Origin of the sequence: Micromonospora sediminimaris (assembly GCF_016863575.1) — a bacterium.
In the GTDB taxonomy this organism is placed as follows: domain Bacteria; phylum Actinomycetota; class Actinomycetes; order Mycobacteriales; family Micromonosporaceae; genus Micromonospora; species Micromonospora sediminimaris.
In genome coordinates, this window is the sequence record NZ_BOPD01000025.1 from 41,500 (window position 1) to 67,106 (window position 25,607).

A 25,607-nucleotide genomic window follows, 5' to 3' on the forward strand; every position below is an offset into this window, starting at 1 on the left:
CCGGGCCCGGAAGGACGGACGAGAAGTGCGCGCTGCCCTCACCCGCTACCGCGTGATCGCCTGGGTCGTCGGCGTGGTGCTGATCCTGCTGGTCGTGATCGGCATGCCGCTGAAGTACGGCTTCGACAACCCGGTCGTGGTGGAGACCGTGGGCCAGGCACACGGCTTCCTCTACATGGTGTACCTGGTCGCCGCGTTCGACCTGTCCCGCCGGGCCGACTGGCCACTCAAGCGCATGATCCTGGTGATGCTGGCCGGCACCGTGCCGTTCGTCTCCTTCTGGGCGGAGCGGCGGGTGAGCGCGCTGGTCACCGCCGAGCAGCGGGAGCGGGAACAGGCGCAGGCGCCCGAGCCGATCGCCGGGTAGCGACCCGCCCTCACCGTCGCGGTCGCCACGGGTCGGCACCGGCAAGCGGGTCCTCCCACCCGCCGTAGCTGTTCATCTCACGGGCTCGACGCAGTGCCCGGCTCACCTGGCCGAACTGCTGCTCGTCGTCGCTGCTGAACAGCAGTTCGTCGGTACCGGCCCGGCGGCCCCACAGCTCGTACGCCGGTGGCCGCCAGCGGTCGCCCGCCGCCGCGAGCAGCACCGGCACCAGGAACACGGCACCGAGCAGCAGGTACGCCCCGGCGGTGAGTCGTTGCAGCCCTCCGGTGAACCCCAGCAGCAGTCCCACCCCGCCGATCACCACCGTCGAGACCAGCACGGCCCGGGTCGCCGCCCGGTCGTGCGGCCCTCGGGTGCTGTGCAGATGGGTCAGCTCGGCGACGCGCCAGGTGCTGCCGCCGACGGTGAATCGGTCGACCGTGACGATGATCCCGGGCCGGGCGTAGAGCAAGGTCGGCCCGGCGCCGGCGCCGGTGCCTCGGGGTGTTCGTGGCGTCCGCGTTGTCGCGCCATCAGGATTCACGCCCCCTCCTCCCACGGCTGGTGGCACCGGGTTGGCCTCCGTCGGCCCTGCGCATCGACGCCGGTTGGCGGGAATCCCGGTCGCGCGATTCATTGTGGGCCGTGCGCGCCACTCCGGCTGCGACGTTTCCGATGGTCAGAGGCTTGCGAGGCACCGCCGCCGCCGGAAAGAGCCCACCAAGTCCGGCTTGTCGGTCAAAACGTCCCGGCATCCGACGTCATATGCCGGGAGCGACCAGTCCGACATGTCGCCGATAACCTGCTTGACGCTGATTGCCACTGCGTGTTCCGCCACAGCACTCCCAGTGGTCCCGGCTTTCTCTGCGGATGACTCCCGTCCCGTACTAGGTTGGGCAGGTCGGCTCGGCCGGCCGCTGTCCACCAGGACGGCACCGGGCCGTCGCCGTCGCGGAGCCTCAGCCGCCCGCGCCGGCACCGGGAGAGGAGCATTCGGGCTCTTGTCGTCCCTGACGCACACGCCGCGCGCCCTGACGGTCGCCGCTCTCGCACTGGCGCTGCTCGTGCCGGCGACGGTGGCCCGGGCCGAACCTTCCCCCGCCGAACTGACCCGGCGGATCGAGAAGGCCTCCGTCGAGCTGGAACGCGTGGTGGAGGCCCACAACGAGCTGCGGGAGAAGATCAAGGAGAACCGGTCCGCGGTGGAGCGGTTGCAGGGCCGGATCGGCCCGCTGGAGCAGCAGGCCGAACAGAGCCGAGCGGACGTCGGCGAGTTGGCGGTGACCGCGTACAAGACCGGCAACCTCGGCACCGTCGACGCGTTGCTGCACGGCGGTGACTCGACCTCCGTACTGGACCGGCTCGGCACGCTGGACCACCTGACCCGGCAACGGCAGGCCACCATCGCCAGCTACACCGCCGACCAGCGGCGACTGCTCGACGAGAAGACCCGGCTGGACGTCACGCTCAGCCGTCAGGCGGCGCAGTCGCGCGAGTTGTCGTCGGCGAAGAAACGGATCGAGCGCGATCTCGCCAAGCTCTACGAGATGCGCCGGGAGGCGTACGGCCGGGCAACCGAACGACCGGCGAACCGAGCCAGCAACGCCCAGGACGCGCCGGCCGTCTCCGGCAAGGCCGGCGTCGCCGTCCGGTACGCCTACGGCGCGCTGGGCAAGCCGTACGGCTGGGGCCAGGACGGGCCGGGCAGCTACGACTGCTCCGGGCTGACCTCGGCCGCCTGGCGGGCGGCAGGCCGATCCCTGCCGCACAACACCCGGATGCAGTGGGGCGTGGTGGCCCACATCAGTCGCAGTGAGCTGCGCCCCGGCGACCTCGTCTTCTACCGGGGCCTGGGCCACATGGCCATCTACGTGGGCGACGGACAGGTCATCCACGCACCGACCTTCGGCCGCAACGTGGAGAAGCGATCCGTGGACCTGATGCCACCGTACGGTTACGGACGGGTGCGTTGAGGCGACCGGTCGTGAGGTGCCGTTGTCGGCGGCGTCCGACAACGAAGAACGGCGAACGGCCGGCGTCCCGATAGACGCCGGCCGTTCGCCGTTGTTGTCGCCTGCTCAGGCCGCTTGCAGGCCCTCCGCTCGGGCCAGCTCGCGGAGCCGGCCGAGCGCCTGGATCTCCAACTGCCGGATCCGTTCCCGGGACAGGGAGAACCGCGAAGCCACCTCGGTCAGCGAGTGCTCCCGGCCGTCCTCCAGCCCGTACCGGGCCCGCATGATGCCGGCCGAACGGTCGTCCAGGTGGTTGAGCAGTCCTTCGATCCGCTGACGCTCCAACCCGGTGAGGACGATCTCCTCCGGGGAGGGTGCGTCACTGTCGGCGACCAGATCACCGAGGTTGGTGTCGCCGTCGTCGCCGACGGGCGTGTCCAGCGAAACGGTGTCCTGCGACCAGCGGACCAGTTCGTTGACCCGCTCGACGGTCACCCCCAGCGCCGCCGCGATCTGCTCCGGCTCCGGGTCGCCGCCCAGCTCACGGGTGAGCTGCCGGGCCACGTTGCGCATCCGGTTGACGTCCTCCACCAGGTGCACCGGCAGCCGCACGGTGCGCTCCTGCTGGGCGATCGCCCGGCTGATCGCCTGGCGGATCCACCACGTCGCATAGGTCGAGAACTTGTAGCCACGCTCGTAGTCGAACTTCTCGACCGCCCGGACCAGACCGGTGTTGCCCTCCTGGATGAGGTCCAACATGGGCATGCCGGAGCGGACGTAACGTCGGGCGATCGACACGACCAGTCGCAGGTTGGCCCGGATGAACAGGTCCTTGGCCCGCTCCCCGTCAGCGATCAGCCGTTCCAGTTCCTCCCGGGTCACCCCGTCGGGGACGCGGTCCTCGCCCAGCAGGTGCTCGGCGTACAGGCCGGCCTCGATGGCCTTGGAGAGGTCGACCTCCTTGGCGGCGTCCAGCAGCGGCGTCCGGGAGATCTCGTGCAGGTAGACTCCGACCAGGTCGCGCTCCTCGGCGACCTCGTCAGTTCGCATTCCGATGTTCTTGTCCACGGTGCCCACGGTCCCCTCGCTCGCGCCGGTTGCCCGGTTCCTTGCCATCCCCACGCCCATCAGCCCTCCCCCGTAACCTCCGCTGTGCCCATCGGTGCTGACATCTACACAACAGATGAGACGTGTCGGGGATTCCATGTCGTGGGTCGAAAGTGTCACGAATGCCTGATAATCAGCTGAGAGCAGCGTCCACGTTTGCTGTCAGCACCCTGCCTGGCTGTCGTCGGCAGGAACCCCGTGAGGTCGACGGATCGACGGATCGCCGTCCGTTCCGGTCCATGGCAGCACTGCCCGGCCGATAGGCACAGCGACCCGGGTCACCAGCGTGCTGCGATCCTGGTCACTGCCTGATACGCGTACGTGGACCGCTCGGTTCATCCACGCCGGTGGTAATACCCCACGCCCTGATGAACAATCCGCGCCCCGGCCCTATGCCCGCCGCGGCCAGCGCTCCGGCCGGCGGTCGCGTTCCTGACCCAGCGCCGCGTTCGTGGCAACCGGGTGGCGAGTGGCCGGGCGCGCCATGAGGGCCGTCGAGAGGCCGTTCCGGACGATCGTCCGGCCGGTGCCTCCTTGGGTGGCGATCCCGCGCCGCGCCGGCTTCAGCCGTCACGCCCGCTTCCGGCCGGAGTCCTCCCGGGTGGGTCTCACGGTCCGCCGATCGGGCATCGCACTAACCTCAGGTCATGGCGAATCGCAGTGTGTTGGTCACCGGGGCCACGGGCGGACTGGGCACGGCGGTCAGCGCCGCGTTCGTGGCGGCCGGGTGGCGAGTGGTCGCGCCCCAACGCCGGCAACCGGACCCGCTGAGCGGACCTGAGGCCAACGCTCCCGTCCGGATGGTCGCGGACCTGACCGACCCGCAGGACGTCGCCCGGGTGGCCGAGGTGGCGTCCGGAGATCCCGAGGCACCGCTACGCGCCGTGGTCAACCTCGTCGGCGGATACGCCAGCGGCGGTCTGGTGCACGAGACGCCGGTCGAGGACTTCGAACGGATGCTCACCCTCAACCTCCGCCCGACCCATCTGGTCACCCGGGCCGCGCTGCCCCACCTGGTCGCCGCCGGTGGTGGCGCGGTCGTCTGCGTGGCTGCCCGGGCGGCGGTCGCGCCCTTCCCGGGAGTCGGCGGCTACGTCACCGCGAAGGCCGCCGTGCTCGGCTTCGCCGCCGCGGTGGCGGTGGAGTACAAGGCGGCCGGAGTCCGCTGCAACACGGTGCTGCCCAGCGTCATCGACACCCCGACCAACCGCGGCGCGATGCCGGACGCCGATCACAGCCGATGGGTGGACCCGGCCGAGATCGCCTCGGTGATCCGCTTCCTCGCGTCGGACGAGTCGGCGCCCACCAGCGGTGCCGCCGTACCCGTCTACGGACGGGCTTGAAGCGGCACCAGTTCCGTCACCGGTGCCGCCACGTCGGTCGGCTCGCCTCCGGCTGCCAGCCAGGCGTTCAGGTGCCCACGGATCTCCCGGGCGATCTCCTCGGCCGGGAGATCCGCGTTGACCGGCACGAACGTCGGATACTCCGGCAGCGTACGGTAGGCCAGGTCAGCGGCGGCCAGGAAGCCGAGGCTCTCGTGGTCGGTGCCCCTGCGCTCGATCCGCCGGTACGCCTCGATCGGCTCGACGGTCAGCAGGAACGTCACCTGCGGTCGGGGGAAAAGTCGGTAGGCGGCCCGGACCAGCCGCTCCCAGCGGTGCCCGTCATGAGCCCGCAGGCTGGCGTACTGGCAGGCGGCATAGCGGTCCATCACCGCGACCCGTCCGCTGAACAAGCCACCGACAAGCGTCATCGCGATGGCCAACCAGCGCAGCACGGACTCCGCCAATAGCATTCCGTCCCGGCCGAGGAGGCTCTGGGCATCCGGCCGACCGAGTCGGTGCGCCGCCCGGCCGAGCCAGCGCCGCCCACCCGCGTTGCGGTGATAGGTGGCCGGCAAGCCGGCTGCGGTGAGTGACTCGGCGAGCCGGTACGCCTGGGTGGTCTTGCCGGAGCCGTCGATGCCGATCAGGGCTACGGTGCGAAGCCGGCCCCGGGCACAGCGGACTCCCGTCGACGCGGGCGCTCCCATCGATCTGGCCACCCTGGAAAGGTTATCCGACGGGCGCACGAGGGTGCACCATAGATCCGGTTTGAAACCTGTTCGTCCCCATGCGCGCGCGGCGCAGGTGTGGGCGACCGGAATGCCGGGTACCGAACGGAGATCCCACCGGTGGCACCCCCGACGAATCGACGGGAGAGGCGAGATGGCCGAGCGCGACGACGAGACTCTCCTGCACACCCTCAAGAAGGTCGCCGCCGTGCTCAAACAGTCCGAGATCCCGTTCGCTCTCGGCGGCAGCTTCGCCGTCTACGCGCACGGCGGGCACTCCAGCGAGCACGACGTCGACTTCCTCATCCGCGAGTCCGACGTCGAAGCCGCGCTGGAGGCGCTGGGGCAGGCCGGTTTCACCGCCGAGCGGCCCCCGGAGGACTGGCTGGTCAAGGTCTACGACGGCGGTCGGATGGTGGACCTGATCCACCGCCCGGTCGAGACGCCGGTGACCGAGGAGACCTTCACCGACACGGTCGTACGGCCGGTGGACGCCATCCACATGCCCGTGCTGTCCGCCACCCAACTGATGGTGCACAAGCTGCTCAGCTTCTCCCAGCACTATTGCGATTTCGCTCGGGGGCTGCCGCTGGCCCGCTCGCTGCGTGAGCAGATCGACTGGGAACGGGTACGCAAGGAGACGCAGCACTCGCCGTACGCGGAGTCGTTCCTGGTGCTGCTGGACAGGCTGGACGTCGTGCCGCTCTCCGGCACGGCCGACGGGAAGGGGAGAACGTGACCGCGCACCTCGACTCCGGCGCCGGTCCGCCCGACGAGTACGTCGAGGCGGAGATCCACCGGCTGCTCACCGAAGATCCGGCCGTTGCCGAACAGGGAATCACCGTGGTCCGCACCGAACGCGCTCTCGTGCTGCACGGCGAGGTCGAGAGCGCGCACCGGCGGGAGGAGATCCTGCGCCGGGTGGCCGATCGCTTCCCGGACGTCCCGATCAGCAGTGACATCGGGGTGATCCGCGCGCAGGCGCCCACGGAGATCGAGCAACTGCCCTGAGGGAGGTTCGATGGTTATCCGGATCGCCGCCGTGGGCGACGTGCATCTGGACGAGGACGTGGTCGGCCGATTTCGGCCGGCCCTGGAACAACTGCCGGGCAGCGTCGACGCGCTGCTGCTCGCCGGCGACCTGACCCGGCACGGCACCGAGGCCGAGGCCCGCTGCGTGGCCCAGGAGTTCGGTGGTCTGGGTGTACCGGTGATCGCCGTGCTGGGCAACCACGATCATCAGTGCGACCAGGTGCCCCAGGTGGTCGGGACGCTGGAGGAGGCGGGCATCACCGTGCTGGAGGGGGACGGGGTGGTGCTGGACTGCCCGGGTGGCCGCCTCGGCGTCGCCGGGGTGAAGGGCTTCGGTGGCGGATTCGCCGGCCGGTGCGCCAGCGACTTCGGCGAGCCGGAGATGAAGGCGTTCGTACGCACCACTACCGAGAGCGCCGACCGGTTGAGTGAGGCGTTGCGCTCGCTGGACTGTGACGTGCTGGTGGCACTCACCCACTACGCCCCGGTGCCGGACACCCTGGCCGGAGAGCCGCTGGAGATCTACCCGTTCCTCGGCTGCTACCAGCTGGGGCAGGCCGTCGACGCCGCGCCGACCGCACTCGCCCTGCACGGGCACGCCCACCACGGCTCCGAACGCGGCACGACCCCGGGCGGGGTACGCGTACGCAACGTGGCCCATCCGGTGATCAAACAGGCGTACAGCGTCTTCCAGCTGGGCGATCACCTTGATCAGAGTGAGGTTTCCGGAGTCGCCGCCGGGGGTATTCAGCAACCATGGAGCTGATTCTCTGGATTCTCGCAGTCGTACTGGTGGTCGCCGGAATTCTCGCGCTGTTCCGCCGGCAGATCCTCTGGGGCATCGTCCTCATCGTTGTCGGGCTGCTCGTCGGCCCGGGTGGGGTCAGCATCTTCAATTGACCTGGCGGCGCAGGGCGCCGCTCACCGGACCCGCCGGGGTCGTCGCGCCCGGTACTCCGTCCTCCCGACAGGAGTTACCGGACGCGGCGACCCCGGCGTGCTTGTCGTCAGCCGGCCGGGGGACCGCGCCCGCCCCGCGCTGTGGCGGCCCAGGCGGGCTGTTCGAAACGGTACGGGCAGCTACGCCTGGCAGGTTTGCCGCCGCCACTCAGCGGAGAACCACCTACCATGCGGACGAGTGCGGAACAGACCCGACGGAACGGCGCCGGCAAGTGGTGGGCGCTCGCCGGTTTCGCGGTGGCCGTGCTGGCCGCCGCCGTGATCGGCAACCTGGCCGCGTCGGGCGCCGCCGACCAGTACGCGAGCCTCGACCGGCCCGCGTGGTCGCCGCCGTCCTGGCTCTTCGGCCCGGTCTGGACCGTCCTCTACGTGACGATCGCGGTCGCCGCCTGGCTGGTCTGGCGCCGGGTGGGCTTCGGTGCGGCCCTCGGCGCGTGGGCGGTCCAACTCGTCCTCAACGCCGCTTGGACGCCGCTTTTCTTCGCCGGCGACCGGTATGGGCTGGCGTTCGCCGAAATCGTCCTGCTGTGGCTGGCGATCGGTGTGACCGTGCTGCTGTTCGCCCGGGCGAACCGGGTGGCGGCGGTACTGCTGCTGCCCTACTGGGCGTGGGTGACCTTCGCCGCGGCCCTCAACTACTCGATCTGGCAGCTGAACAGCTGACCGACCCTGGTCCGACGGCGGGCCAGCGACGGCGGGGACAGCGCCGGCAGCGCCGGCCCGGCAGTGGTGCTCCGCTGCCCGCCAGCCAACCTCCGCCGAAGAGAATTTCCACCGCCCCGGTCCATCAGCGGGAGGATCCGCTGATAGACAGGGCTCTTTCCCGCAGATGGGCGCGGATCCTTGGCCTCTCGCCAGGTTTCCGGATTGTTACTCGCTCGTGTCCCTCCAGGGGTGGACCCCAGGGAGATGCAAGCGCTTACATGTGAAAACGCCCATCGGACCGGCGCCAGGTCAACCGGACGCGATCCCGGCCGGCGCCGGACAGGAAGGAGGACGGCATGGCGGTCTCTGCCAGGCCACGCCAGGCCCTCGCGATCGTTGGCGCGATCGGACTGGCACTCAGCGCCACCGCTTGCGGCACCGGAAGCAGCAGCAACGGCGGCAGCAGCAACGCCGATTCCGCGGAGTGCGCCCCGTACGAGGACTACCAGGGCCACGAAGGCAAGACGGTCAACATTTACTCGTCGATCCGAGACATCGAGGCCGACCGCCTGGCGGAGTCCTGGAAGCAGTTCGAGGACTGCACCGGCATCACGATCAATCACGAGGGAAGCGGTGAGTTCGAGGCTCAGCTCCCCGTACGGGTCGACGGCGGCAACGCCCCCGACCTGGCCTTCATCCCCCAGCCCGGCCTGCTCGCCCGGTTCGCCGAGCGCAACCAGCTGAAGCCGGCCAGCGCCGAGACCAAGGCGATGGCCGAGCAGAACTACTCGCCGGACTGGCTGAAGTACAGCACCGTCAACGGCACCTTCTACGGCGCGCCGCTCGGGTCGAACGTGAAGTCGTTCGTCTGGTACTCGCCGAAGATGTTCCAGGAGAACGGCTGGACCGTCCCGACCACCTGGGACCAGATGATCCAGCTCAGCGACACGATCGCCCAGAGCGACGTCAAGCCGTGGTGCGCCGGCATCGAGTCCGGTGACGCCACCGGCTGGCCGGCCACCGACTGGATCGAAGACGTGATGCTGCGGACGCAGACCCCCGAGGTCTACGACCAGTGGACCACGCACGAGATCCCCTTCAACGACCCGCGGGTCGCGGAGGCGCTGGACCGGGCCGGCACGATCCTGAAGAACGACAAGTACGTCAACGGTGGCTTCGGTGGGGTGCGCAGCATCGCCACCACCTCCTTCCAGGAGGCGGGCGTGCCGATCACGCAGGGCAAGTGCGCGCTGCACCGGCAGGCCTCCTTCTACGCCAACCAGTGGCCTGAGGGCACCCGGGTGGCCGAGGACGGCGACGTCTTCGCCTTCTACTTCCCGGCCATCGACCCGGCCAAGGGCAAGCCGGTGCTGGGCGGCGGCGAGTTCGTGACGGCCTTCGCCGACCGTCCCGAGGTGCAGGCGGTGCAGACGTACCTCGCCTCCGGCGAGTACGCCAACAGCCGCGCGAAGATCGGCGACTGGGTGTCCGCGAACAACAAGGTCGACCTGGCCAACGTCGCCAACCCGATCGACAAGCTGTCGGTGGAGATCCTCCAGGACGACAGCACGGTCTTCCGGTTCGACGGTTCCGACCTGATGCCCGCCGCCGTCGGCGCGGGGACCTTCTGGAAGGGCATGGTCGATTGGATCAACGGCGGTAACACCGCCAGCGTCCTGCAGGGCATCGAGAGCAGCTGGAAGTAATTCCGGTGGTGGGCCGGTCCGCGTTCGCGGACCGGCCCACCGGCTCTACCGAGGACCCGGGGAGGGTTGATGGACTTCGACTTTGCCGAGCAGGCACCCAAACTGATGATGCTGCTGTGGGGGTTGGTCGCCTTCGCGGTGGTGGTGGGCGGCCTGCTGGTGCTGCTCGACGCGGTGCCGGCCTTCTTCGCGCGGCGACGCGAGGCGCGATTCGTGGCCGCCTCCGCCAGCGGAGCACCGCTGCCCGGGGGGCGGCCTAGATCCCGTGAAGGGCTGTTCGCCACGTTCTTCCTGTTGCCGACGGTGGTGCTGCTGCTGATCGGCCTGGTCGTACCGGCGCTGCGGACCACCCTGCTGTCCTTCATGGACGGTGGCAGCCAGAACTTCGTGGGCCTGGACAACTACCGCTGGATGTTCGCCGACGACTCGATCGTCCGGGTGCTGCTCAACACTCTGGTCTGGGTGACCCTGGTTCCGCTTGTCGCCACCTCGATCGGCCTGATCTACGCGGTGCTTGTCGACAAGGCCCGGCTGGAGGCGGTGGCCAAGTCGCTGATCTTCATGCCGATGGCGATCTCGTTCGTCGGCGCCAGCATCATCTGGAAGTTCGTGTACGCCTTCCGGAGCGAGGAACAGGAACAGATCGGTCTGCTCAACCAGATCGTGGTCAGCCTCGGCGGCGAACCCCGACAGTGGCTGCTCGACTCACCGCTGAACACGCTGCTGCTGATCGTGATCATGGTGTGGATCCAGGCCGGTTTCGCGATGGTGGTGCTGTCTGCGGCGATCAAGGCGATCCCGGCCGACATCGTCGAGGCCGCCCGCCTCGACGGGGTGAGCCCGTGGCAGATGTTCTGGCAGATCACCCTGCCGAGCATCCGGCCCGCGCTGATCGTGGTGGTGGTCACCATCTCGATCGCCACGCTGAAGGTCTTCGACATCGTCCGCACCTCGACCAACGGCAACTACGACACCAGCGTGATCGCCAACGAGATGTACAACCAGGCGTTCCGGTACGGCCAGAACGGGCAGGGTTCCGCGCTCGCGGTCTTCCTCTTCGTCCTGGTGATCCCCATCGTGATCTTCCAGATCCGCAACCTGCGTCAGCAGCGACGGGAGGGCTGAGATGACCACCACCACTCCCCCGGTCGCCGCCGGAGCACAGGAGACCAGCGGCCGGCCGACCCGTGCGGCGCGGGTACGCAAGCGGCTGAACACCCACACCGCGACGATGGTCGCCATCGTCATCGCGGTCGTCTGGACCATCCCGACCTTCGGTCTGCTGGTCTCCTCGTTCCGGCCGGAGAACCAGATCAAGACCACCGGCTGGTGGACGTTCTTCCGCGATCCGGAGTTCACCCTCCAGAACTACCAGGAGGTGCTGTTCGGGCAGTCCGCCTCGTCCGGGCAGCTCGCCAGCTACTTCGTCAACTCGTTGGTGATCACCCTGCCGGCGGTGCTGTTTCCGCTCGCCTTCGCGGCCCTGGCCGCGTACGCGCTGGCCTGGATCAACTTCCGGGGGCGGGACTGGGTGTACATCGCCATCTTCGCGCTTCAGATCGTGCCGCTGCAGATGGCCCTGGTGCCGCTGCTGAGCTTCTTCTCGCGCGGAGTCAGCCTGGGCGGCATCACCCTGATGCCCGCCTGGAACCTCGACGGCGCGCAGAACTTCGCCCAGGTGTGGTTCGCGCACACCTGCTTCGCGCTGCCGTTCGCCGTGTACCTGCTGCACAACTTCATCTCGCAACTACCGAAGGATCTGATGGAGGCGGCCCGGGTCGACGGGGCCACCCACCCGAAGATCTTCCGCACCATCGTGCTGCCCCTGGTTGCCCCGGCGTTGGCCGCGTTCGGCATCTTCCAGTTCCTCTGGGTCTGGAACGACCTGCTGGTCGGGCTCATCTTCGCCGGTGGCAGCGACGTCACCGCGCCACTCACGGTTCGCCTCGCCGAACTGGCCGGTACCCGGGGCAACGAGTGGCAACGGTTGACCGCCGGAGCGTTCGTCTCGATCGTCGTACCGCTGATCGTGTTCCTGTCCTTGCAGCGCTACTTCGTTCGTGGGCTGCTCGCCGGCAGCGTCAAGGGTTGATCCGCCGTGGTGCCGCCGCCCGCGGGCGGCGGCACCAGGCGGGACGTGAGCGGGGTGTCACGTGACGAAGATCGACGACGTCGCCCGGCTGGCCGGCGTCTCCACGGCCACCGTCTCCCGGGCGCTGCGCGGGCTGCCCACCGTGTCGGCGGCGACCCGCAGCCGGGTGCTCGCCGCCGCCGAGCAGTTGCAGTACGCCGTGTCACCCAGCGCCTCACGACTGGCCGGCGGCCGGACCGGCACCGTGGCGGTGGTGGTTCCCCGGATAACCCGGTGGTTCTTCGGCGTGGTCGTCGAGGCGGCGGAGGACTTCTTCCACCGGGCCGGATACGACCTGCTGCTCCACAACCTCGGTGGGCGGGAGCAGAATCGGCAACGCGTCCTGCACGCCACCCACCTGCACAAGCGGGTGGATGCGATCATGCTGGTCGCGACTCCGCTACGGGCCACCGACGTGACCGCGCTGGCGGCACTGGACCTGCCCGGCGTCACCATCAGCTCCGGTACCACAGTGCCCGGCTGGCCCTGCGTACGCATCGACGACGTGGCGGCGGCGCGGACCGCCACCCGGCATCTGCTCGATCTCGGGCATCGGCGGATCGCGCACATCTCCGGCGATCCCGACGACGAACTCGCCTTCAGCGCCCACCTGGATCGACGCCGGGGGCATCAGGAGGCGTTGCGCGCGGCCGGGTTGCAGCCGGACCCGAGCCTCGACGTGGAATCCAGTTTCGACATCGCCGGTGGCACCCGGGCCACCGAGGAACTCCTCCGCCGAGGCGACCCACCGACGGCCATCTTCGCCGCCTGCGACGAGATGGCGATGGGGGCGCTGACCGCGCTGCGCGACGCCGGCCTGCGGGTTCCCCAGGACGTCAGCGTGATCGGCATCGACGACCACGCCCTCTCCGGTGTACTCGGGTTGAGCACCATCGCCCAACCGGCGGTGGAGCAGGGTCGGCTGGCCGCGCAGTTGCTGCTCGACCCGCTCTGCGGACGGGCCGACGACGCCAACATGATCAAACAGGATTCGTCGGTGATCCTGAACACTCGGCTGGTCGTGCGTGATTCGACCGCGCCCGTCCGGGCACACTGAACGGCAGCCAGCACGCCGTCCGGCCGGCCGGTCTGGACGGCTCGACCCATGGGAGTACGCCCTGAACCACGACGCGACGCAGCAGACCCCACCGACCGGCTGGTGGACGGAGGCGGTGATCTACCAGATCTACCCCCGCTCGTTCGCCGACTCGGGTGGCGACGGGATCGGCGACCTGCCCGGGATCACCGCCCGCCTCGACCATTTGGCGGAGTTGGGTGTCGACGCGGTCTGGCTCTCCCCGTTCTATCCGTCCCCGCAGGCCGACGCCGGCTACGACGTGGCCGACTACCGGGACGTCGAGCCGCTGTTCGGCACCCTCGCCGATGCCGACGACCTGATCGCGAAGGCCCACGCCAACGGGTTGCGGGTGATCGTCGACCTGGTGCCCAACCACACCTCCTCGGCCCACGCCTGGTTCCAGGCCGCCCTGGCCGCCGGTCCCGGCAGTGCCGAGCGGGGGCGGTACATCTTCCGAGAGGGGCGCGGACCGGGCGGCGCCGAGCCGCCCAACGACTGGCAGAGCGTCTTCGGCGGCCCGGCCTGGACCCGGGTGCCGGACGGCCAGTGGTACCTGCACCTCTTCGACACCGCCCAGCCCGACCTGAACTGGGACAGTCCCGAGGTCCGCGCCGAGTTCCTGGACGTGCTGCGGTTCTGGTTGGACCGGGGCGTGGACGGCTTCCGGGTCGATGTGGCGCACGGTCTGGTCAAGCAGGCCGATCTGGCCGACTGGCAGGATCCGCAGGAGATCCTCTCCGGGCAGGAGGCGGACAAGCCCCGCCCGCCGATGTGGGACCAGGACGGCGTGCACGAGGTCTACCGCGACTGGCGACGGCTGCTGGACGGCTACCCCGGCGAGCGGATCCTGGTGGCCGAGGCGTGGGTGGAGCCGGCGGAGCGGTTGGCCCGCTACGTACGTCCCGACGAGATGCACCAGGCGTTCAACTTCGAGTACCTGCTCGCCTCCTGGACAGCGCCCGCCCAGTACGCCGTGATCACGCGATCGCTGGAGGCCACCGACGCGGTCGGCGCCCCCACCACCTGGGTGCTCTCCAACCACGACGTGGTGCGACACGCTTCCCGGCTCGGGCTGCCGATCGGTGCGCCCCGACCCAACGGCATCGGGATCGGCGACGAGCAGCCGGACGCCGCCACCGGGCTGCGTCGGGCCCGGGCGGCCACCCTGCTGATGCTGGCCCTGCCCGGCTCGGCCTACCTCTACCAGGGTGAGGAACTCGGGTTGCCGGAGCACACCACCCTGCCCGACGAAGCACGGCAGGACCCGACCTGGGAACGCAGCGGGCACACCCAGCGGGGCCGCGACGGGTGCCGGGTGCCGATCCCGTGGGAGGCCGACGCTCCCTCGTACGGCTTCGGGCCGACCGACGCGAGCTGGCTGCCGCAGCCGCCGGTCTGGGCCGAGTACGCGCTGGACCGTCAGCGCGGGGTGCCCGGCTCGACGTACGAGCTGTACCGGGAGGCGTTGCAGCTGCGCCGCGCGTACGGACTCGGTCGGGGCACCCTGGAGTGGCTCTCCTCCACCGACGAGGTGTTGACCTTCCGCAACGGCGATCTGGTGGTGTCCACCAACTTCGGTGCCGCCGCCCCGGTGCCCGAGGGCGAGGTGGTGCACAGCAGCGCCCCGCTGAACGAGGACGGCTCGCTGCCCACCGACGTCACCGTCTGGGTCCGCACCGCCTGAGCTGCCGGGGGTGGGGCCCGTCCGGGTCCTACCCCCGGGGCCTACAGCTTGTCGGCGCGGGTGTGCAGCAGCTCGCGGACGTCGGTGATGTCCTTCGGAGAGGTGCGGGCGGCAAGCCAGTACATGACGCCGGTGGGGATGAAGAAGAGCTGGAAGGCGGCCAGCCCGACGGCGTAGTTCAGCGGCGGTGGGAAGGCCAGCCGCAGCCCGTTGAAGGCCACCCCGACCAGGCCGTTGCCGGCCGCCCGCCCCACCCCGTTGACCAGGTTGCCGAGGCTGTAGACCGTGCCCCGGTGTTCCGGCGGGTTGACGTCGGCGATCAGCGCGAACCAGTTCGGCGAGTTCGCCGAGGTCAGCGCCAGGGCCAGCAACGCGGCGAGCAGGCTCAGCCCGACCGTCGGTTCGCTGACCACACTGGCCAGCACCGCCCGTACGACCGCGCCGGTGCCGGCGCCGTCGGGCACGTCGATGCGCATCGGCACGAAGAACAACACCAGGTAGAACGGAAGTGCGGCGAAGATGCCGACGGAGGCGACCATCGCCCGGCCCGAGGGCGTACGCCGTTGCAGCGCGTCGCCGATCAGCCCACCGACGATGGAGAACGCCCCGCCGAGTTGGAACAGTGTGGCGAAGACGCTGCCCACCACGATGGCGGTCGCCTCCGAATAACCCTGGTCCTTGGCCCGCTCGATGAACAGGTACGGCAGCCAGACCAGCGAGCCGAAGGCGGCCTGCGCGGTGAGGCCCTGGAGGATGAGCCACCTGTTGGTCCTGCGGCCCAGGATGACGGGCAGGTCGGCCCGGCTGATCCGGTAGTCGTAGTCCCCACCGGTGGCGAGCGCACCGGCCAGTGCCGGCTCGCTCTGGCCGCGCCGGATGTCGTACGTGAACAGGTAGGCCGCCGTGGCGACCAGACCGACCACGGTGAGCACCAGGAACGGCCGACGCCAGTCGGTCGCGCCGAGCAGTCCGCCGACCAGGGTGCCGGCCAGGGTGCCGACGCCCTGGGACAGCCCCCAGAAGCTCATCACCAGGCCCCGACGGCGCGGCGTGATCAAATCGGTGACCACCGAGTAACCGACCGAACCGACCGCGCCCAGGCCCACCGCGGCGAGCAGTTGCGCCGCCAGGAACGTGGGGTAGTTCCCGGCCAGTGCGCTCCCGCCCGTTCCGGCCGCCCAGATCAGCGTGCCGATCATCAGCAACGGCTTGCGGTTGCTGCGGTCGCCGAAGTACGCCCAACCGACCGCCGCCACCGCGCTGGTCAGGAAGCTGATCGCGGTGACCAGGCCGAGCAGCCGTTGCGGCACGTCGAAGGAGTCGGCGATCGCGCCGTACAGCGGCGGCACCAGACCGATCGCCACGTTGTCCAGCGAGGCGAGCAGCACGAAGACCACGACGCTGTAGAGCCGGCGCGGCGCGCTGCTGCCCCAAACCCGCGCGGGTCCGCCTGTGGTCGAGGTCATGCGGGCAGCCAACCAGGACGGGATAACGAGCCGATCACCGGGCCACCCCCGAGCGCGCCCGAGATCGTGCTCGGTCCCGGATCGGGTGGCTCCTCGTCACGCGGACGCCACCCGACCCGGGAACCGGCGTGATCACCCCTGGGACAACCGGTCCAGATGGCGTTCCCGGGCCTGCGCGTAGCGCTCCCGGATGCCGGGCACCGACTCGGCGGCGTGCTCCTCGGTGCCGGACGGTGTCCAGGACGGCGGTTCCCCCGTGCCCAGAGCCAACCACGCGGCCTGCCGGGCGGCACCGTCGGCGACGTACTCGCCGGGCGGTGGGACCACCACCGGGCAGCCGAAGACCTGCGCCGCGATGCGACGCACCGCCGCCGAGCGGGCGCCGCCGCCGACCAGGATCACCCGGCGTACGGCCGCACCCTGGGCGGTGAGCGCGTCGAGCCCGTCGGCGAGGGCGCAGAGCATCCCCTCCACGGCGGCCCGGGCCAGATGCGCCGGAGTCGAGGTACGCAGGGTCAGCCCGTGCACCGCCCCCGTGGCGTCCGGCCGGTTCGGGGTACGTTCACCCTCCAGGTACGGCACCATGACCAGCCCGTCCGCGCCGGGCGGCGCGGACAACGCCAGGTCGGCCAGCTCGTCCAGATTGACCCGCAGCATCGCCGCGGCGGCGTCCAGCACCCGGGCCGCGTTAAGCGTGCAGACCAGCGGCAGGAACCGGCCGGTCACGTCGGCGAAGCCGGCGACGATACCGCTCGGGTCGGCCGCCGGAGTGTCCGCGACGCTGAAGACCGTGCCGGAGGTGCCGATCGACACCACCACGTCGCCGGGACGCGCACCGACGCCGAAGCCGGCGGCGGCGTTGTCCCCCGCCCCCGGCCCGAGCAGCGCCGCGCCCGGGTCCGCAGCGGCCACGGCACCGGACAGCGCCGCCGGAGCCAGCGTGCCGGCGGCCTCGGCGGGGCCGAGCACCGTCGGCACCCGCACCACCCGGCCGAGCGCCCGCTCCAGCAGATCCGGGCGGTACTCGCCGGTGCCCGGGGACCAGTAGCCGGTGCCACTGGCATCGCTGCGGTCGGTCCGCAGCGCGTCCAGCCCGGGAGCACCGGCCAGCCGCCAGGTCAGCCAGTCGTGCGGCAGGCAGACCGCCGCCACCCGGTCGGCGTTTGCCGGCTCGTTGCGGGCCAGCCAGCGCAGCTTGGTGACGGTGAAGCTGGCCACCGGCACGCTGCCCACCGCATCGGCCCAGAACCGGGGCCCGGCCTGCCCCTCGCCCGCCTCCTGGATCAGCTCGGCCGCGGCACCGGCCGACCGGGTGTCGTTCCACAGCAGCGCCGGCCGTACCACTTCGCCGGCCTCGTCGAGACAGACCATGCCGTGCTGCTGACCGGCCACGGAAACTGCGGCGACGTCGGCCAGCCCACCGGCGGCGTCGATCGCCGTCTGGAGAGCCGACCACCAGGCCGAGGGGTGGACCTCGGTGCCGTCCGGGTGCGGTGCCCGGCCCTGCCGGACCAGGGCCCCGGTCTCCGCGTCCCGGACGACCACCTTGCACGACTGGGTGGAGGAGTCCACCCCGGCGACGAGCGGCATGCCGGCCGCCTCAGCGTGCGCCGAGCAGGTGCTCGACGGCGAGCTGGTTCAACCGGACGAAGCCGAAGCCCTTGGCAGCTACCGCGTCGACGTCGAACTCCTCGAACGCGCTGGTGTCGGCGAGCAGCTCGGTGTACCCCTCGCCGTCGCCGAGGGTCGGCACGCCCAGTTCGGCGACCTTGCTCGCGGACAGCGCCTCGGCGACCTCCGGGTCGGCCCGGAACGCCGCAGCCCGCTCCTTGAGCAGCAGGTAGGTGCTCATGTTCGCGGCTGCCGAGGCCCAGACCCCGTCGATGTCCTCGGTGCGGGAGGGCTTGTAGTCGAAGTGGCGGGGGCCGTCGTAGCCGGGGCCGCCGGCCGTGCCACCGTGCTCCAGCAGGTCGACCAGCGCGAACGCATTGAGCAGGTCACCGTGGCCGAAGACCAGGTCCTGGTCGTACTTGACGCCACGCTGACCGTTGAGGTCGATGTGGAACAGCTTGCCCTGCCAGAGCGCCTGGGCGATGCCGTGGACGAAGTTCAGCCCGGCCATCTGCTCGTGCCCGACCTCCGGGTTCAGTCCGACCCGCTCCGGGTGGGCCAGGGTGGAGATGAACGCCAGGGCGTGCCCGACGGTCGGCAGCAGGATGTCGCCACGCGGCTCGTTGGGCTTCGGCTCCAGCGCGAAGCGCAGGTCGTAACCGCGGTCGATGACGTACTGGCAGAGCAGGTCCACCGCTTCGCGGTAGCGGTCCAGCGCGGCCTGGACGTCCTTGGCGACGTCGTACTCGCCGCCCTCCCGGCCACCCCACATGACGAAGGTCTTCGCGCCCAGCTCGGCGGCGAGGTCGATGTTGCGCAGCACCTTGCGCAACGCGTACCGCCGGACGTCGCGGTCGTTGCTGGTGAAGCCGCCGTCCTTGAAGACCGGCTGCTGGAACAGGTCGGTGGTGACCATCGGCACCACCAGGCCGGTCTCGTCGAGCGCCTTGCGGAACCGCGCGATCTGGGCGTCCCGGGTGGCGGCGTCCGCGCCGAACGGCACCAGGTCGTCGTCGTGGAAGGTGACACCGTACGCGCCCAGCTCGGCGAGTCGGTGCACCGACTCCACCGGGTCCAGCGCGTCTCGGGTGGCGTGGCCGAACGGGTCTCGGCCCTGCCAGCCGACCGTCCAGAGCCCGAAGGAGAACTTGTCGGCAGGGGTGGGACGGGGTGCCATGGCAGACCTCCGGTGGTGTCATCCGCTATTTGTTCAGTGGTTGAATTAAATGACTGTGATGTGGCAGTGTCAAGGGGTGAAGCCACCCGCAGCCCCGGCCGGCGCGGTGCGGCAGGGCAGCCTGCGTGAGCTGAATCTCGCTCTGGTGCTCGGCCGCATCGCCGCCGCCCGTCGTCCCCCGTCGCGGGCCGCGCTGGCCGCTGACACCGGCCTCACCCGGGCCACCGTCTCGGCCGTGGTGGAGGATCTGGTCGCCGGCCGCCTCGTCACCGAGGCCGAGCCGACGCCCCGGGCCGGCGCCGGTCGTCCGGCACGCGGTCTGATGTTGGCCGGCGACGGTCCCGCCGGTCTGGGGCTGGAGATCAACGTCGACTATCTGGCCGCGTGCGTCGTCGACCTTGCCGGTCAGGTAAGGCACCACACGGTGCATCGGGCCGACCTGCGACCCGTCTCCCCGGCCGACGCGCTCGGCCGGCTCGCCGAACTGGCCGGCCGGGCTCGCGTCGACGCCAACGCCCAGGGCCTGACCCTGGCCGGTGCGGCCCTGGGCGTGCCCGGTCTGGTCGACGACGCCGGTCGGGTCCGCCTCGCACCCAACCTGGGCTGGCGGGACGTGCCGGTGCCGGAGCTGCTGGCCGACCATCCCCCGCTGACCGAGACGGTCGACGGGGTGCCGCCCCTGGTGGTGGACAACGAGGCGAACCTCGCCGCGCTTGGCGAGTTGCACGCGGGTGCCGCGCCCGGCAGCTTCCTGCACATCTCCGGCGAGGTAGGCATCGGCGCGGGCATCGTCCTGAACGGCGCGCTGTTTCGAGGTGCCCGTGGTTGGAGCGGCGAGATCGGGCACATTCCGGTCCGCCCGGACGGGCCACCCTGCCGCTGCGGCGGCCGTGGCTGTCTGGAGCTGTACGCCGGGCAGGAGGCGATCCTGTCCGCCGCCGGCCTGGCCGGAGCGGACCTACCGGCCGACCGGGCGTCGACCCGGCTGACCCAGCTCGCCACCGCCGAGCACCCCGCCGTGCTGCGCGCCCTGGCCGAGGCCGGCACAGCGATCGGAGTCACCGTGGCGAGCGTGGTCAACCTGCTGGACCTCGACACGGTGGTGCTCGGCGGCGGCTACGCCCCGCTCACCGGCTGGCTCCGGCCACCCGTACTCGCCGAGATCGAACGCCGGGTGCTCACCGCGGCCTGGTCGCCGGTCACCGTCCGACCGGCCACCCTCGGTGCCACGGCCGCCGCGGTGGGAGCGGCCGGATCTGTGGTACGCCGAATTATCGCCCGCCCCGGCGGATGGTTGGCCCGGCTCTGACGCTCTCGACAGGAGCCGCTCAGGAACAGCTCGGTACGCTTGCCCGCAGGCAACCAACCGTCACCCCGAGGAGTGCACCACCGGCATGCGTACTGGTCGACAGCGCCCGGCGCCCGGTGTCCGCCGGTGACCAGCACCCGACAGGGCGCCTTCACCGGTGCGGCCGGCGAATGGGCCGACGACGGGCGGTCGGGCCGCGCCGCCACCGAGGTACCGCACACCACACCTCCCGTGGACACCGATCTCGCCCGTGAGCTGCTCGACGGGCTCGACGAGGCGGTGCTGACCACCGACGCCGCCGGGCTGGTGGTGTTGGTCAACACGATGGCTGGGCAGTTGCTGCCGGACATCGTCGTCGGAACCGACCTGGCGGGCTGTCCGGTGCCGGCGCTGGCGGCCGCGAGCGCCTCAGGTGGGGATGACTTCGAGGGTGAGCACCACGGCCGGCGGCTGCGGGGGGTCCGCCGCGCCCTGGGCGGCAACCGATCCGCCTGGTACGTGCGGGACGTCACCGACGAGCACAGCCGGGTAACGGAGCTGCTGGCCGAGCGTCGACGTACCCAGTTCCTGGCCCGCGCCGGCCGTCGGCTGGGCCTGGCACTGGAGCGTGACCAGGCGCTGCAAGCCGTTGCCACCCTGCCCGTGCCCTATCTGGCCGATCTTGCCCTGGTGGTGCACCTGCCACCGACGCCGACCGAGTACCGGCCGCACTGGGTCCGGTACGCCGCTGACGACACCGCGCCGATCACCGGCACGGTGGACTGGGACGTGGTCGCTGCCGTACCCGGTCTCGTCGAGGCCCTCGACGGCGAGACCACCGATCCGCGCCCCTGGCCTACTCTCGGGCCGGAGAGACTCGACCCGTTGCTCCCGGCGGACCTCGATGCACCCGCGACCCTGCTGGTCAGCCCGATGCCCGGCGCCGGTCGGACGGCCGGTGCCCTGGTGCTGCTCCGCCGACCTGAGCGGGCCGGCTTCGACCGCCGCGACGTCGAACTGGTCCGGGAGCTCGCCGCCCGGGCCGGTGCCGCACTGGCCACCGCGCAACTGCACGACGCACAGAGTCACCTCGCCCAGGTGCTCCAGGACAGCCTGCTGCCGCCGAGGCTGCCCACGGTGGCCGGGATGAGCCTGGCCGGCGGCTATCGCGCGGCCGGGGACGGCCTGCGTATCGGTGGCGACTTCTACGATGTGCTGCCGACCGGCGATGGTGCGCTGTTCGCCGTCGGGGACGTCTGCGGCAAAGGCGTCGGTGCGGCGGTGCTCACCGGCCGGGTACGCCAGTCGTTGCAGACCCTACGTCTGGTCGAGCAGCAACCGCGGGAGCTGCTCCGGCTGCTCGACCAGGCGCTGCTCGACACTCCGGACGCGGCCCGGCGCGGCCAGTTCACCACCCTGCTGCTGGGTGCCGTACGCGTCGTACCCGAGGGTGGGCTGCGGGTGCGGATCGCCGGCGGCGGGCACCCGGTGCCCCTCGTGATCCGCGCCAACGGCACGGTGACCGCGATTCGGGTGGGCGGAATGCCGGTCGGCGCGTTGCCCGACGCCCGGTTCGCCACCGCCGACGTTCGGCTGCGCCCCGGTGAGTTGCTTTTCACCCGTACCGACGGAATCGCCGAGGCCCGGGGCGGCCCGCGCGGCACAGAGATCTTCGGTGAACGGCGGCTACGCCGGACGCTGGCGGCCGGCGTCGGGCTGCCCCCGGCCACGCTTGTCGACCACGTGCTGCACGAGGTCGACACGTGGTGTTCCGGCCACCGACACGACGACATAGCGATGCTGGCGATCGGCTCGGCCGGGGACTGATCCGACGGCCATCCGGCTGGCCGGCACCACCGACGACGGTGCGCCACCGGTGCCCGATACGGTGCGGCCCCGTCCGGTGCCCCCGGTCAGGCCGTCCGGAAGACGGAGGCGTCCCCCGCCGCCCAGCCCCGCGACGCCGCCTCGACGGCATCCCGGCCTTCGGTCTGTTCCACACGTGGTTCCTCGGCCTGCGGCACCAGCGGCGACACCGGTCGGACGACCCGCGCGCGGGCGGCCTCGTCGAAGGCGCGCAGCCCGCGCAGCAGCGCCTCCCGGGCCTCGGGAGTCATGTCGGCCAGGATCGCCGCCAGGTGCTGACGACGGTCGTCGCGCAGCTCGGCCAGCAACCGGCGGGCCTCGGCGGTCAGATGCAGCGAGATCTCCCGCCGGTCGGCACGACCCGGCTCCCGTTCCAGCATCCCGGCGGCCACCAGCCGGTCGCAGAGTCGACTGGCTGAGGAGAGCAGCATGTCCAGGCCGGTGGCGAGGCGACGCAGGTTGATCCCGTCGTGCCGTTCGACGAGCATGACGGCGCGAAGCTGGGCGGTGGAGATGCGGTTGGCTGCCCGCTCCCGCGCACCGTCCCAGACCGTCAGCAGGGCACCTGCCGCGGCGTCCAGCTCGGCAGCCATACTCATCTCGGGTCCCGGTGGACCATGCAGTTCCGCCATGGTGCGCCTGAGCGTACCCCGATTCCGTCGGCGGATGGGCTTGTGATCAAGGAGAGACCATGACCGAGCCGGTCGACAAGGGCCGCGCGGCCATCACCGCCGCCCCCGTGGACCTCCTCGTGACGCGCGTCGGGGAACTGTTCGAGCAGGAGTACGGCATCGCCGACACGGAACTCCTCCAGGTCGACTACCGGCTCGCGGCGCTGCTGCCACTGGGCGGTGGGGAGGCGGTGACGACCCCCGGGCACCCGGCGTGGCGCTGCTTCGACCACCAGAGCCCGACCCACGCCGACGGCGTCGGGTACCTGCCGGTGAGCATGCGTGGGGAACGGCGGGGCGTACTCCGGGTGACGCCGGTCACCGACGCCCGACTGGCCGAGCTGGCGGAGGTCGCCACCGCGCTGGCGCACGAGTTGGCCGCCGTCGACGCCGGCACGGACGTCTACCGCGTGGCCCGGCGCAGCCGCCGCCTGACCCTCGCCGCCGAGGTGCAGTGGGAGCTGCTGCCGGGGCGCAGCCGGCTCCGTCCCTCCTTCAGCCTCGCCGGTCAGCTGGAGCCGGCGTACGCGGTGCGCGGCGACAGCTTCGACTGGTCCGACGATGGTCAGCGGGTCTGGCTCGCCACGATCAACGGGATGGGTGAGGGGGTCGTCGCGTCGATGCTCACCACCCTCGCCACCTGCGCGTTGCGTAACGCCCGCCGGGCCGGCATCTCCCTGGCCGACCAGGCGTCCCTGGCCGACCAGGCCGTCTACGACCTGCACCGGGGCGAGCAGTACCTGGCGACCCTGTTGCTCGAACTCGACCTGCGCACCGGGCTGCTCACCGCCGTCGACGCCGGCTCGCCCCGGCTCGTCCTGCTGCGCGACGGCGAGGTCAGCGTCCAGCCGCTGGAGGAGCAGTTCCCGCTCGGCATGTTCGAGGGGACCAACTACCGCGAGCAGTTCGTCCAGCTCCAGCGCGGGGACCGACTGTTCATGATCAGCGACGGGGTGATCGAAGCGGCCGGGAGCACGGAGCGGTACGGCCAGACGGCGCTGGACCGGATGTTGCGCCGGACCGCACCGATGACGGCGCTGGACGCGGTTCGCTCCCTGCTCGGCGACCTACGGGCGTTCGTTGCCGGTGATCTCACCGACGACGCCGTCGTGGTCTGCCTGGACTGGCTCGGCCCGCAGCCGGAGACCCCGCCCGCCGAGTCAGTACGCGCCGCGGCTGTTGACCACCGCGCCGACCGTCTTCCACAGGATCGTCAGGTCAGCGGCGAGTGACCAGTTCTCCACGTAGTAGAGATCGAGCCGGATGCCGTCCTCCCAACTCAGATCGGACCGTCCGCTGACCTGCCAGAGCCCGGTCATTCCCGGTTTGACCAGCAGCCGGCGGGCGACGTCCCCGTCGTAGCGGGCAACCTCGGAGGGCAGCGGCGGCCGGGGACCGACCAGGCTCATCTGCCCCAGCAGGACGTTCACCAGTTGCGGCAGCTCGTCCAGCGACCACTTGCGCAACAGCCGGCCGACCCGGGTCACCCGGGGATCGTCGCGCATCTTGAACAGCAGGCCGTCGGTCTCGTTGCGGGCGGTCAACTCCGCCAGCAGCACGTCCGCGTTGACCACCATGGTGCGGAACTTGAAGACCCCGAACTCCTGGCCCCCCTGCCCGACCCGGGTCTGCCGGAACAGCACCGGCCCCCGGCTGTCCAGTTTCACGGCCAACGCGATGACCGCCAGCAGCGGCAGCAGCAGGGCCAGCGCGATCAGCGACATCGACCGGTCGACGAACCCCTTGACCAGTTTGCGGACGCCACGGAACTCGGGGGCCTCCACGTGGATCAGCGGCAGGCCGGCGACGGGCCGGGTGTGGATGCGCGGGCCAGCCACATCGGTCAGCGCCGGCGCCAGCACCAGGTCGATGCCGGTGCCCTCCAGTTGCCAGCCGAGCCGACGCAGCCGGGTGGCGGTGAGCTCCCCGCAGGCGGTGACGGCGACCGTGTCCGCGCCGATCGCGGCGGCGGATTCCGGGATGGCCCGGAACGAGCCGACCACCGGCACGTCGCCGAGCCGCTGGGCGACCGGGGCGAGCAGGGCGTCCGGAATGCAGGCGCCGACGACCTGGTAGCCGGCGTACGGCTCACGGCGCAGCGTGTGCACCAACTCCAGCACGTGGGCGGTGTCACCGACCACCAGCACCCGCCGTGACCAGCCTGACCCCTGCGACCGGGCGCGGTGCAGGCGCTTACGGGCAGCGAACCGGGCCACCTCCAGACCGATCGTGCCCACCGCGAAGGTGATGGCCAGGAAACCTCGGGAGACACCGACGTCGGCGACGTAACCCGCGATCGCGGTGGCGCCGGCCAGCCGCAGACTCGCCATGCTGACCCGTCGGTACTCGTCCGCGCCGTAGCCCACCACCCGGTCGTCGTAGCAGCGCAGCGCCTTCAGCGAGACCAGCCAGGCCAGGACGAGCGCCGGGGCGACCAGGACGTAGGGCACCGGGCCGCGGGGCGCGGCCTCACCGAACCGGACCGCGTATCCCACCAGCACCGCCACCGCCAGCACGGCGGCGTCCAGCACGACCAGGGTGCGGACGTACGCCCGCTGGTCGGTGCGCACCGGTCCCCCCGGTGACGGGTGGTCGTGCGGTCGCGATGACGTTCTGACCGGAGTCAACAGCGTCGCCGAGGTCACCAGCCCTCCCACTTCGCTCGCCGACGGCACGGGCCTGGCCGGGTGGGCCGGGTCTGCCGATGCACGACGACATCCTGCCCTGACAACCATGACTACCAATTGCTTCCGACGTATTGCCGTCAGTTTCCAAGGCGTAGGACAACAGGAAAGGAGCCTGTGGTACCGGCG

The 25,607-nt window shown here is 71.0% G+C and carries 24 protein-coding genes; 16 read left to right on the forward strand and 8 right to left on the reverse strand.

The annotated features are described in order from the left end of the window. Nucleotides 1-25: 25 nt before the first annotated feature. The gene (locus tag Vse01_RS20190) at nt 26-367 is read left to right on the forward strand and encodes a DUF3817 domain-containing protein (RefSeq protein ID WP_093410516.1); all 342 of its coding nucleotides are present in this window, start codon (nt 26-28) and stop codon (nt 365-367) included. A gap of 10 nt (nt 368-377) precedes the next feature. Here the strand turns inward: Vse01_RS20190 and Vse01_RS20195 are convergent, their stop codons facing one another. After that, on the reverse strand, nt 378-911 hold the full coding sequence (locus Vse01_RS20195) for a DUF6232 family protein (RefSeq protein WP_093410517.1): 534 nt from the start codon (nt 909-911) through the stop codon (nt 378-380). A 457-nt stretch (nt 912-1,368) separates the two neighbouring features. On the opposite strand from Vse01_RS20195, the gene Vse01_RS20200 reads away from it, so the two are divergent. Further along, complete coding sequence (locus Vse01_RS20200) at nt 1,369-2,340, forward strand: C40 family peptidase (RefSeq protein ID WP_093410519.1); 972 nt, start codon at nt 1,369-1,371, stop codon at nt 2,338-2,340. Nucleotides 2,341-2,445: 105 nt separating this feature from the next. Here Vse01_RS20200 and Vse01_RS20205 read toward each other — a convergent pair whose 3' ends face one another. Next, on the reverse strand, nt 2,446-3,435 hold the full coding sequence (locus Vse01_RS20205) for a sigma-70 family RNA polymerase sigma factor (RefSeq protein ID WP_170863621.1): 990 nt from the start codon (nt 3,433-3,435) through the stop codon (nt 2,446-2,448). 638 nt (nt 3,436-4,073) lie between these two features. Here Vse01_RS20205 and Vse01_RS20210 point away from each other — a divergent pair. Further along, nucleotides 4,074-4,769 carry an SDR family NAD(P)-dependent oxidoreductase gene (locus tag Vse01_RS20210; RefSeq protein ID WP_093410523.1) on the forward strand — a complete coding sequence of 232 codons (696 nt, stop codon included), beginning with the start codon at nt 4,074-4,076 and terminating at the stop codon, nt 4,767-4,769. Here Vse01_RS20210 and Vse01_RS20215 read toward each other — a convergent pair. Then, complete coding sequence (locus Vse01_RS20215) at nt 4,754-5,458, reverse strand: dTMP kinase (RefSeq protein ID WP_093410524.1); 705 nt, start codon at nt 5,456-5,458, stop codon at nt 4,754-4,756. The two genes, Vse01_RS20210 and Vse01_RS20215, sit on opposite strands and share 16 nt — an antisense overlap. Before the next feature lie 112 nt (nt 5,459-5,570). Between Vse01_RS20215 and Vse01_RS20220 the strand changes: the two genes are divergently transcribed. The 10 genes from Vse01_RS20220 (at nt 5,571) to Vse01_RS20265 (ending at nt 14,715) form a co-directional block, all read left to right on the forward strand. Beyond that, nucleotides 5,571-6,218, forward strand: coding sequence for a nucleotidyltransferase family protein (locus Vse01_RS20220; protein WP_275415513.1), 648 nt, complete (start codon nt 5,571-5,573; stop codon nt 6,216-6,218). Further along, nucleotides 6,215-6,490 carry a hypothetical protein gene (locus Vse01_RS20225; protein WP_093410528.1) on the forward strand — a complete coding sequence of 92 codons (276 nt, stop codon included), beginning with the start codon at nt 6,215-6,217 and terminating at the stop codon, nt 6,488-6,490. The genes Vse01_RS20220 and Vse01_RS20225 overlap by 4 nt, the downstream gene beginning before the upstream one ends. 10 nt (nt 6,491-6,500) lie before the next feature. Then, nucleotides 6,501-7,277, forward strand: a complete 777-nt coding sequence (locus tag Vse01_RS20230) for a metallophosphoesterase family protein (RefSeq protein WP_093410530.1) — start codon at nt 6,501-6,503, stop codon at nt 7,275-7,277. Continuing rightward, a complete protein-coding gene (locus Vse01_RS20235; RefSeq protein WP_007464364.1) occupies nt 7,268-7,411 on the forward strand; it encodes a GPGG-motif small membrane protein in 144 nt (47 codons plus the stop codon). Before Vse01_RS20230 ends, Vse01_RS20235 begins: the two co-directional genes overlap by 10 nt. Before the next feature lie 228 nt (nt 7,412-7,639). Further along, complete coding sequence (locus Vse01_RS20240) at nt 7,640-8,134, forward strand: TspO/MBR family protein (protein WP_093410532.1); 495 nt, start codon at nt 7,640-7,642, stop codon at nt 8,132-8,134. Nucleotides 8,135-8,472: 338 nt separating this feature from the next. Then, entirely contained in the window at nt 8,473-9,822 is a 1,350-nt protein-coding gene (locus tag Vse01_RS20245; protein WP_093410534.1) for an ABC transporter substrate-binding protein, read from the forward strand. A 69-nt stretch (nt 9,823-9,891) separates the two neighbouring features. Beyond that, complete coding sequence (locus Vse01_RS20250) at nt 9,892-10,947, forward strand: carbohydrate ABC transporter permease (RefSeq protein ID WP_093410536.1); 1,056 nt, start codon at nt 9,892-9,894, stop codon at nt 10,945-10,947. A 1-nt stretch (nt 10,948) separates the two neighbouring features. Beyond that, on the forward strand, nt 10,949-11,914 hold the full coding sequence (locus tag Vse01_RS20255) for a carbohydrate ABC transporter permease (protein WP_093410538.1): 966 nt from the start codon (nt 10,949-10,951) through the stop codon (nt 11,912-11,914). A 61-nt stretch (nt 11,915-11,975) separates the two neighbouring features. Next, nucleotides 11,976-13,010 (forward strand): LacI family DNA-binding transcriptional regulator, encoded by a 1,035-nt coding sequence (locus Vse01_RS20260; protein WP_093410540.1) that lies wholly within the window; start codon nt 11,976-11,978, stop codon nt 13,008-13,010. Between the two features lie 61 nt (nt 13,011-13,071). Next, nucleotides 13,072-14,715, forward strand: a complete 1,644-nt coding sequence (locus Vse01_RS20265; protein WP_093410665.1) for a glycoside hydrolase family 13 protein — start codon at nt 13,072-13,074, stop codon at nt 14,713-14,715. A gap of 41 nt (nt 14,716-14,756) precedes the next feature. Here Vse01_RS20265 and Vse01_RS20270 read toward each other — a convergent pair whose 3' ends face one another. The 3 genes from Vse01_RS20270 to xylA all read right to left on the reverse strand — a co-directional run bounded on the left by Vse01_RS20270 (nt 14,757) and on the right by xylA (nt 18,969). Continuing rightward, nucleotides 14,757-16,181, reverse strand: a complete 1,425-nt coding sequence (locus tag Vse01_RS20270) for an MFS transporter (protein WP_093410543.1) — start codon at nt 16,179-16,181, stop codon at nt 14,757-14,759. Nucleotides 16,182-16,313: 132 nt separating this feature from the next. After that, on the reverse strand, nt 16,314-17,771 hold the full coding sequence (xylB, locus tag Vse01_RS20275) for a xylulokinase (RefSeq protein ID WP_093410545.1): 1,458 nt from the start codon (nt 17,769-17,771) through the stop codon (nt 16,314-16,316). 10 nt (nt 17,772-17,781) lie between these two features. Next, complete coding sequence (gene xylA / locus Vse01_RS20280; protein WP_093410547.1) at nt 17,782-18,969, reverse strand: xylose isomerase; 1,188 nt, start codon at nt 18,967-18,969, stop codon at nt 17,782-17,784. Nucleotides 18,970-19,018: 49 nt separating this feature from the next. Between xylA and Vse01_RS20285 the strand changes: the two genes are divergently transcribed. Further along, nucleotides 19,019-20,278, forward strand: coding sequence for an ROK family protein (locus Vse01_RS20285; RefSeq protein WP_093410549.1), 1,260 nt, complete (start codon nt 19,019-19,021; stop codon nt 20,276-20,278). A 126-nt stretch (nt 20,279-20,404) separates the two neighbouring features. Then, nucleotides 20,405-22,084 (forward strand): PP2C family protein-serine/threonine phosphatase, encoded by a 1,680-nt coding sequence (locus tag Vse01_RS20290; RefSeq protein ID WP_232511449.1) that lies wholly within the window; start codon nt 20,405-20,407, stop codon nt 22,082-22,084. Between the two features lie 86 nt (nt 22,085-22,170). Here Vse01_RS20290 and Vse01_RS20295 read toward each other — a convergent pair whose 3' ends face one another. Beyond that, entirely contained in the window at nt 22,171-22,722 is a 552-nt protein-coding gene (locus Vse01_RS20295) for a MarR family winged helix-turn-helix transcriptional regulator (RefSeq protein WP_232511450.1), read from the reverse strand. 92 nt (nt 22,723-22,814) lie between these two features. Here Vse01_RS20295 and Vse01_RS20300 point away from each other — a divergent pair, with 92 nt between their 5' ends. Beyond that, nucleotides 22,815-24,026: a PP2C family protein-serine/threonine phosphatase gene (locus tag Vse01_RS20300; RefSeq protein WP_093410551.1), complete on the forward strand. Its 1,212-nt coding sequence runs from the start codon at nt 22,815-22,817 to the stop codon at nt 24,024-24,026. On the opposite strand, the gene Vse01_RS20305 is transcribed toward Vse01_RS20300, so the two are convergent. Further along, complete coding sequence (locus tag Vse01_RS20305; protein WP_093410553.1) at nt 23,955-25,439, reverse strand: sugar transferase; 1,485 nt, start codon at nt 25,437-25,439, stop codon at nt 23,955-23,957. The genes Vse01_RS20300 and Vse01_RS20305 overlap by 72 nt on opposite strands. Nucleotides 25,440-25,607 lie beyond the last annotated feature (168 nt).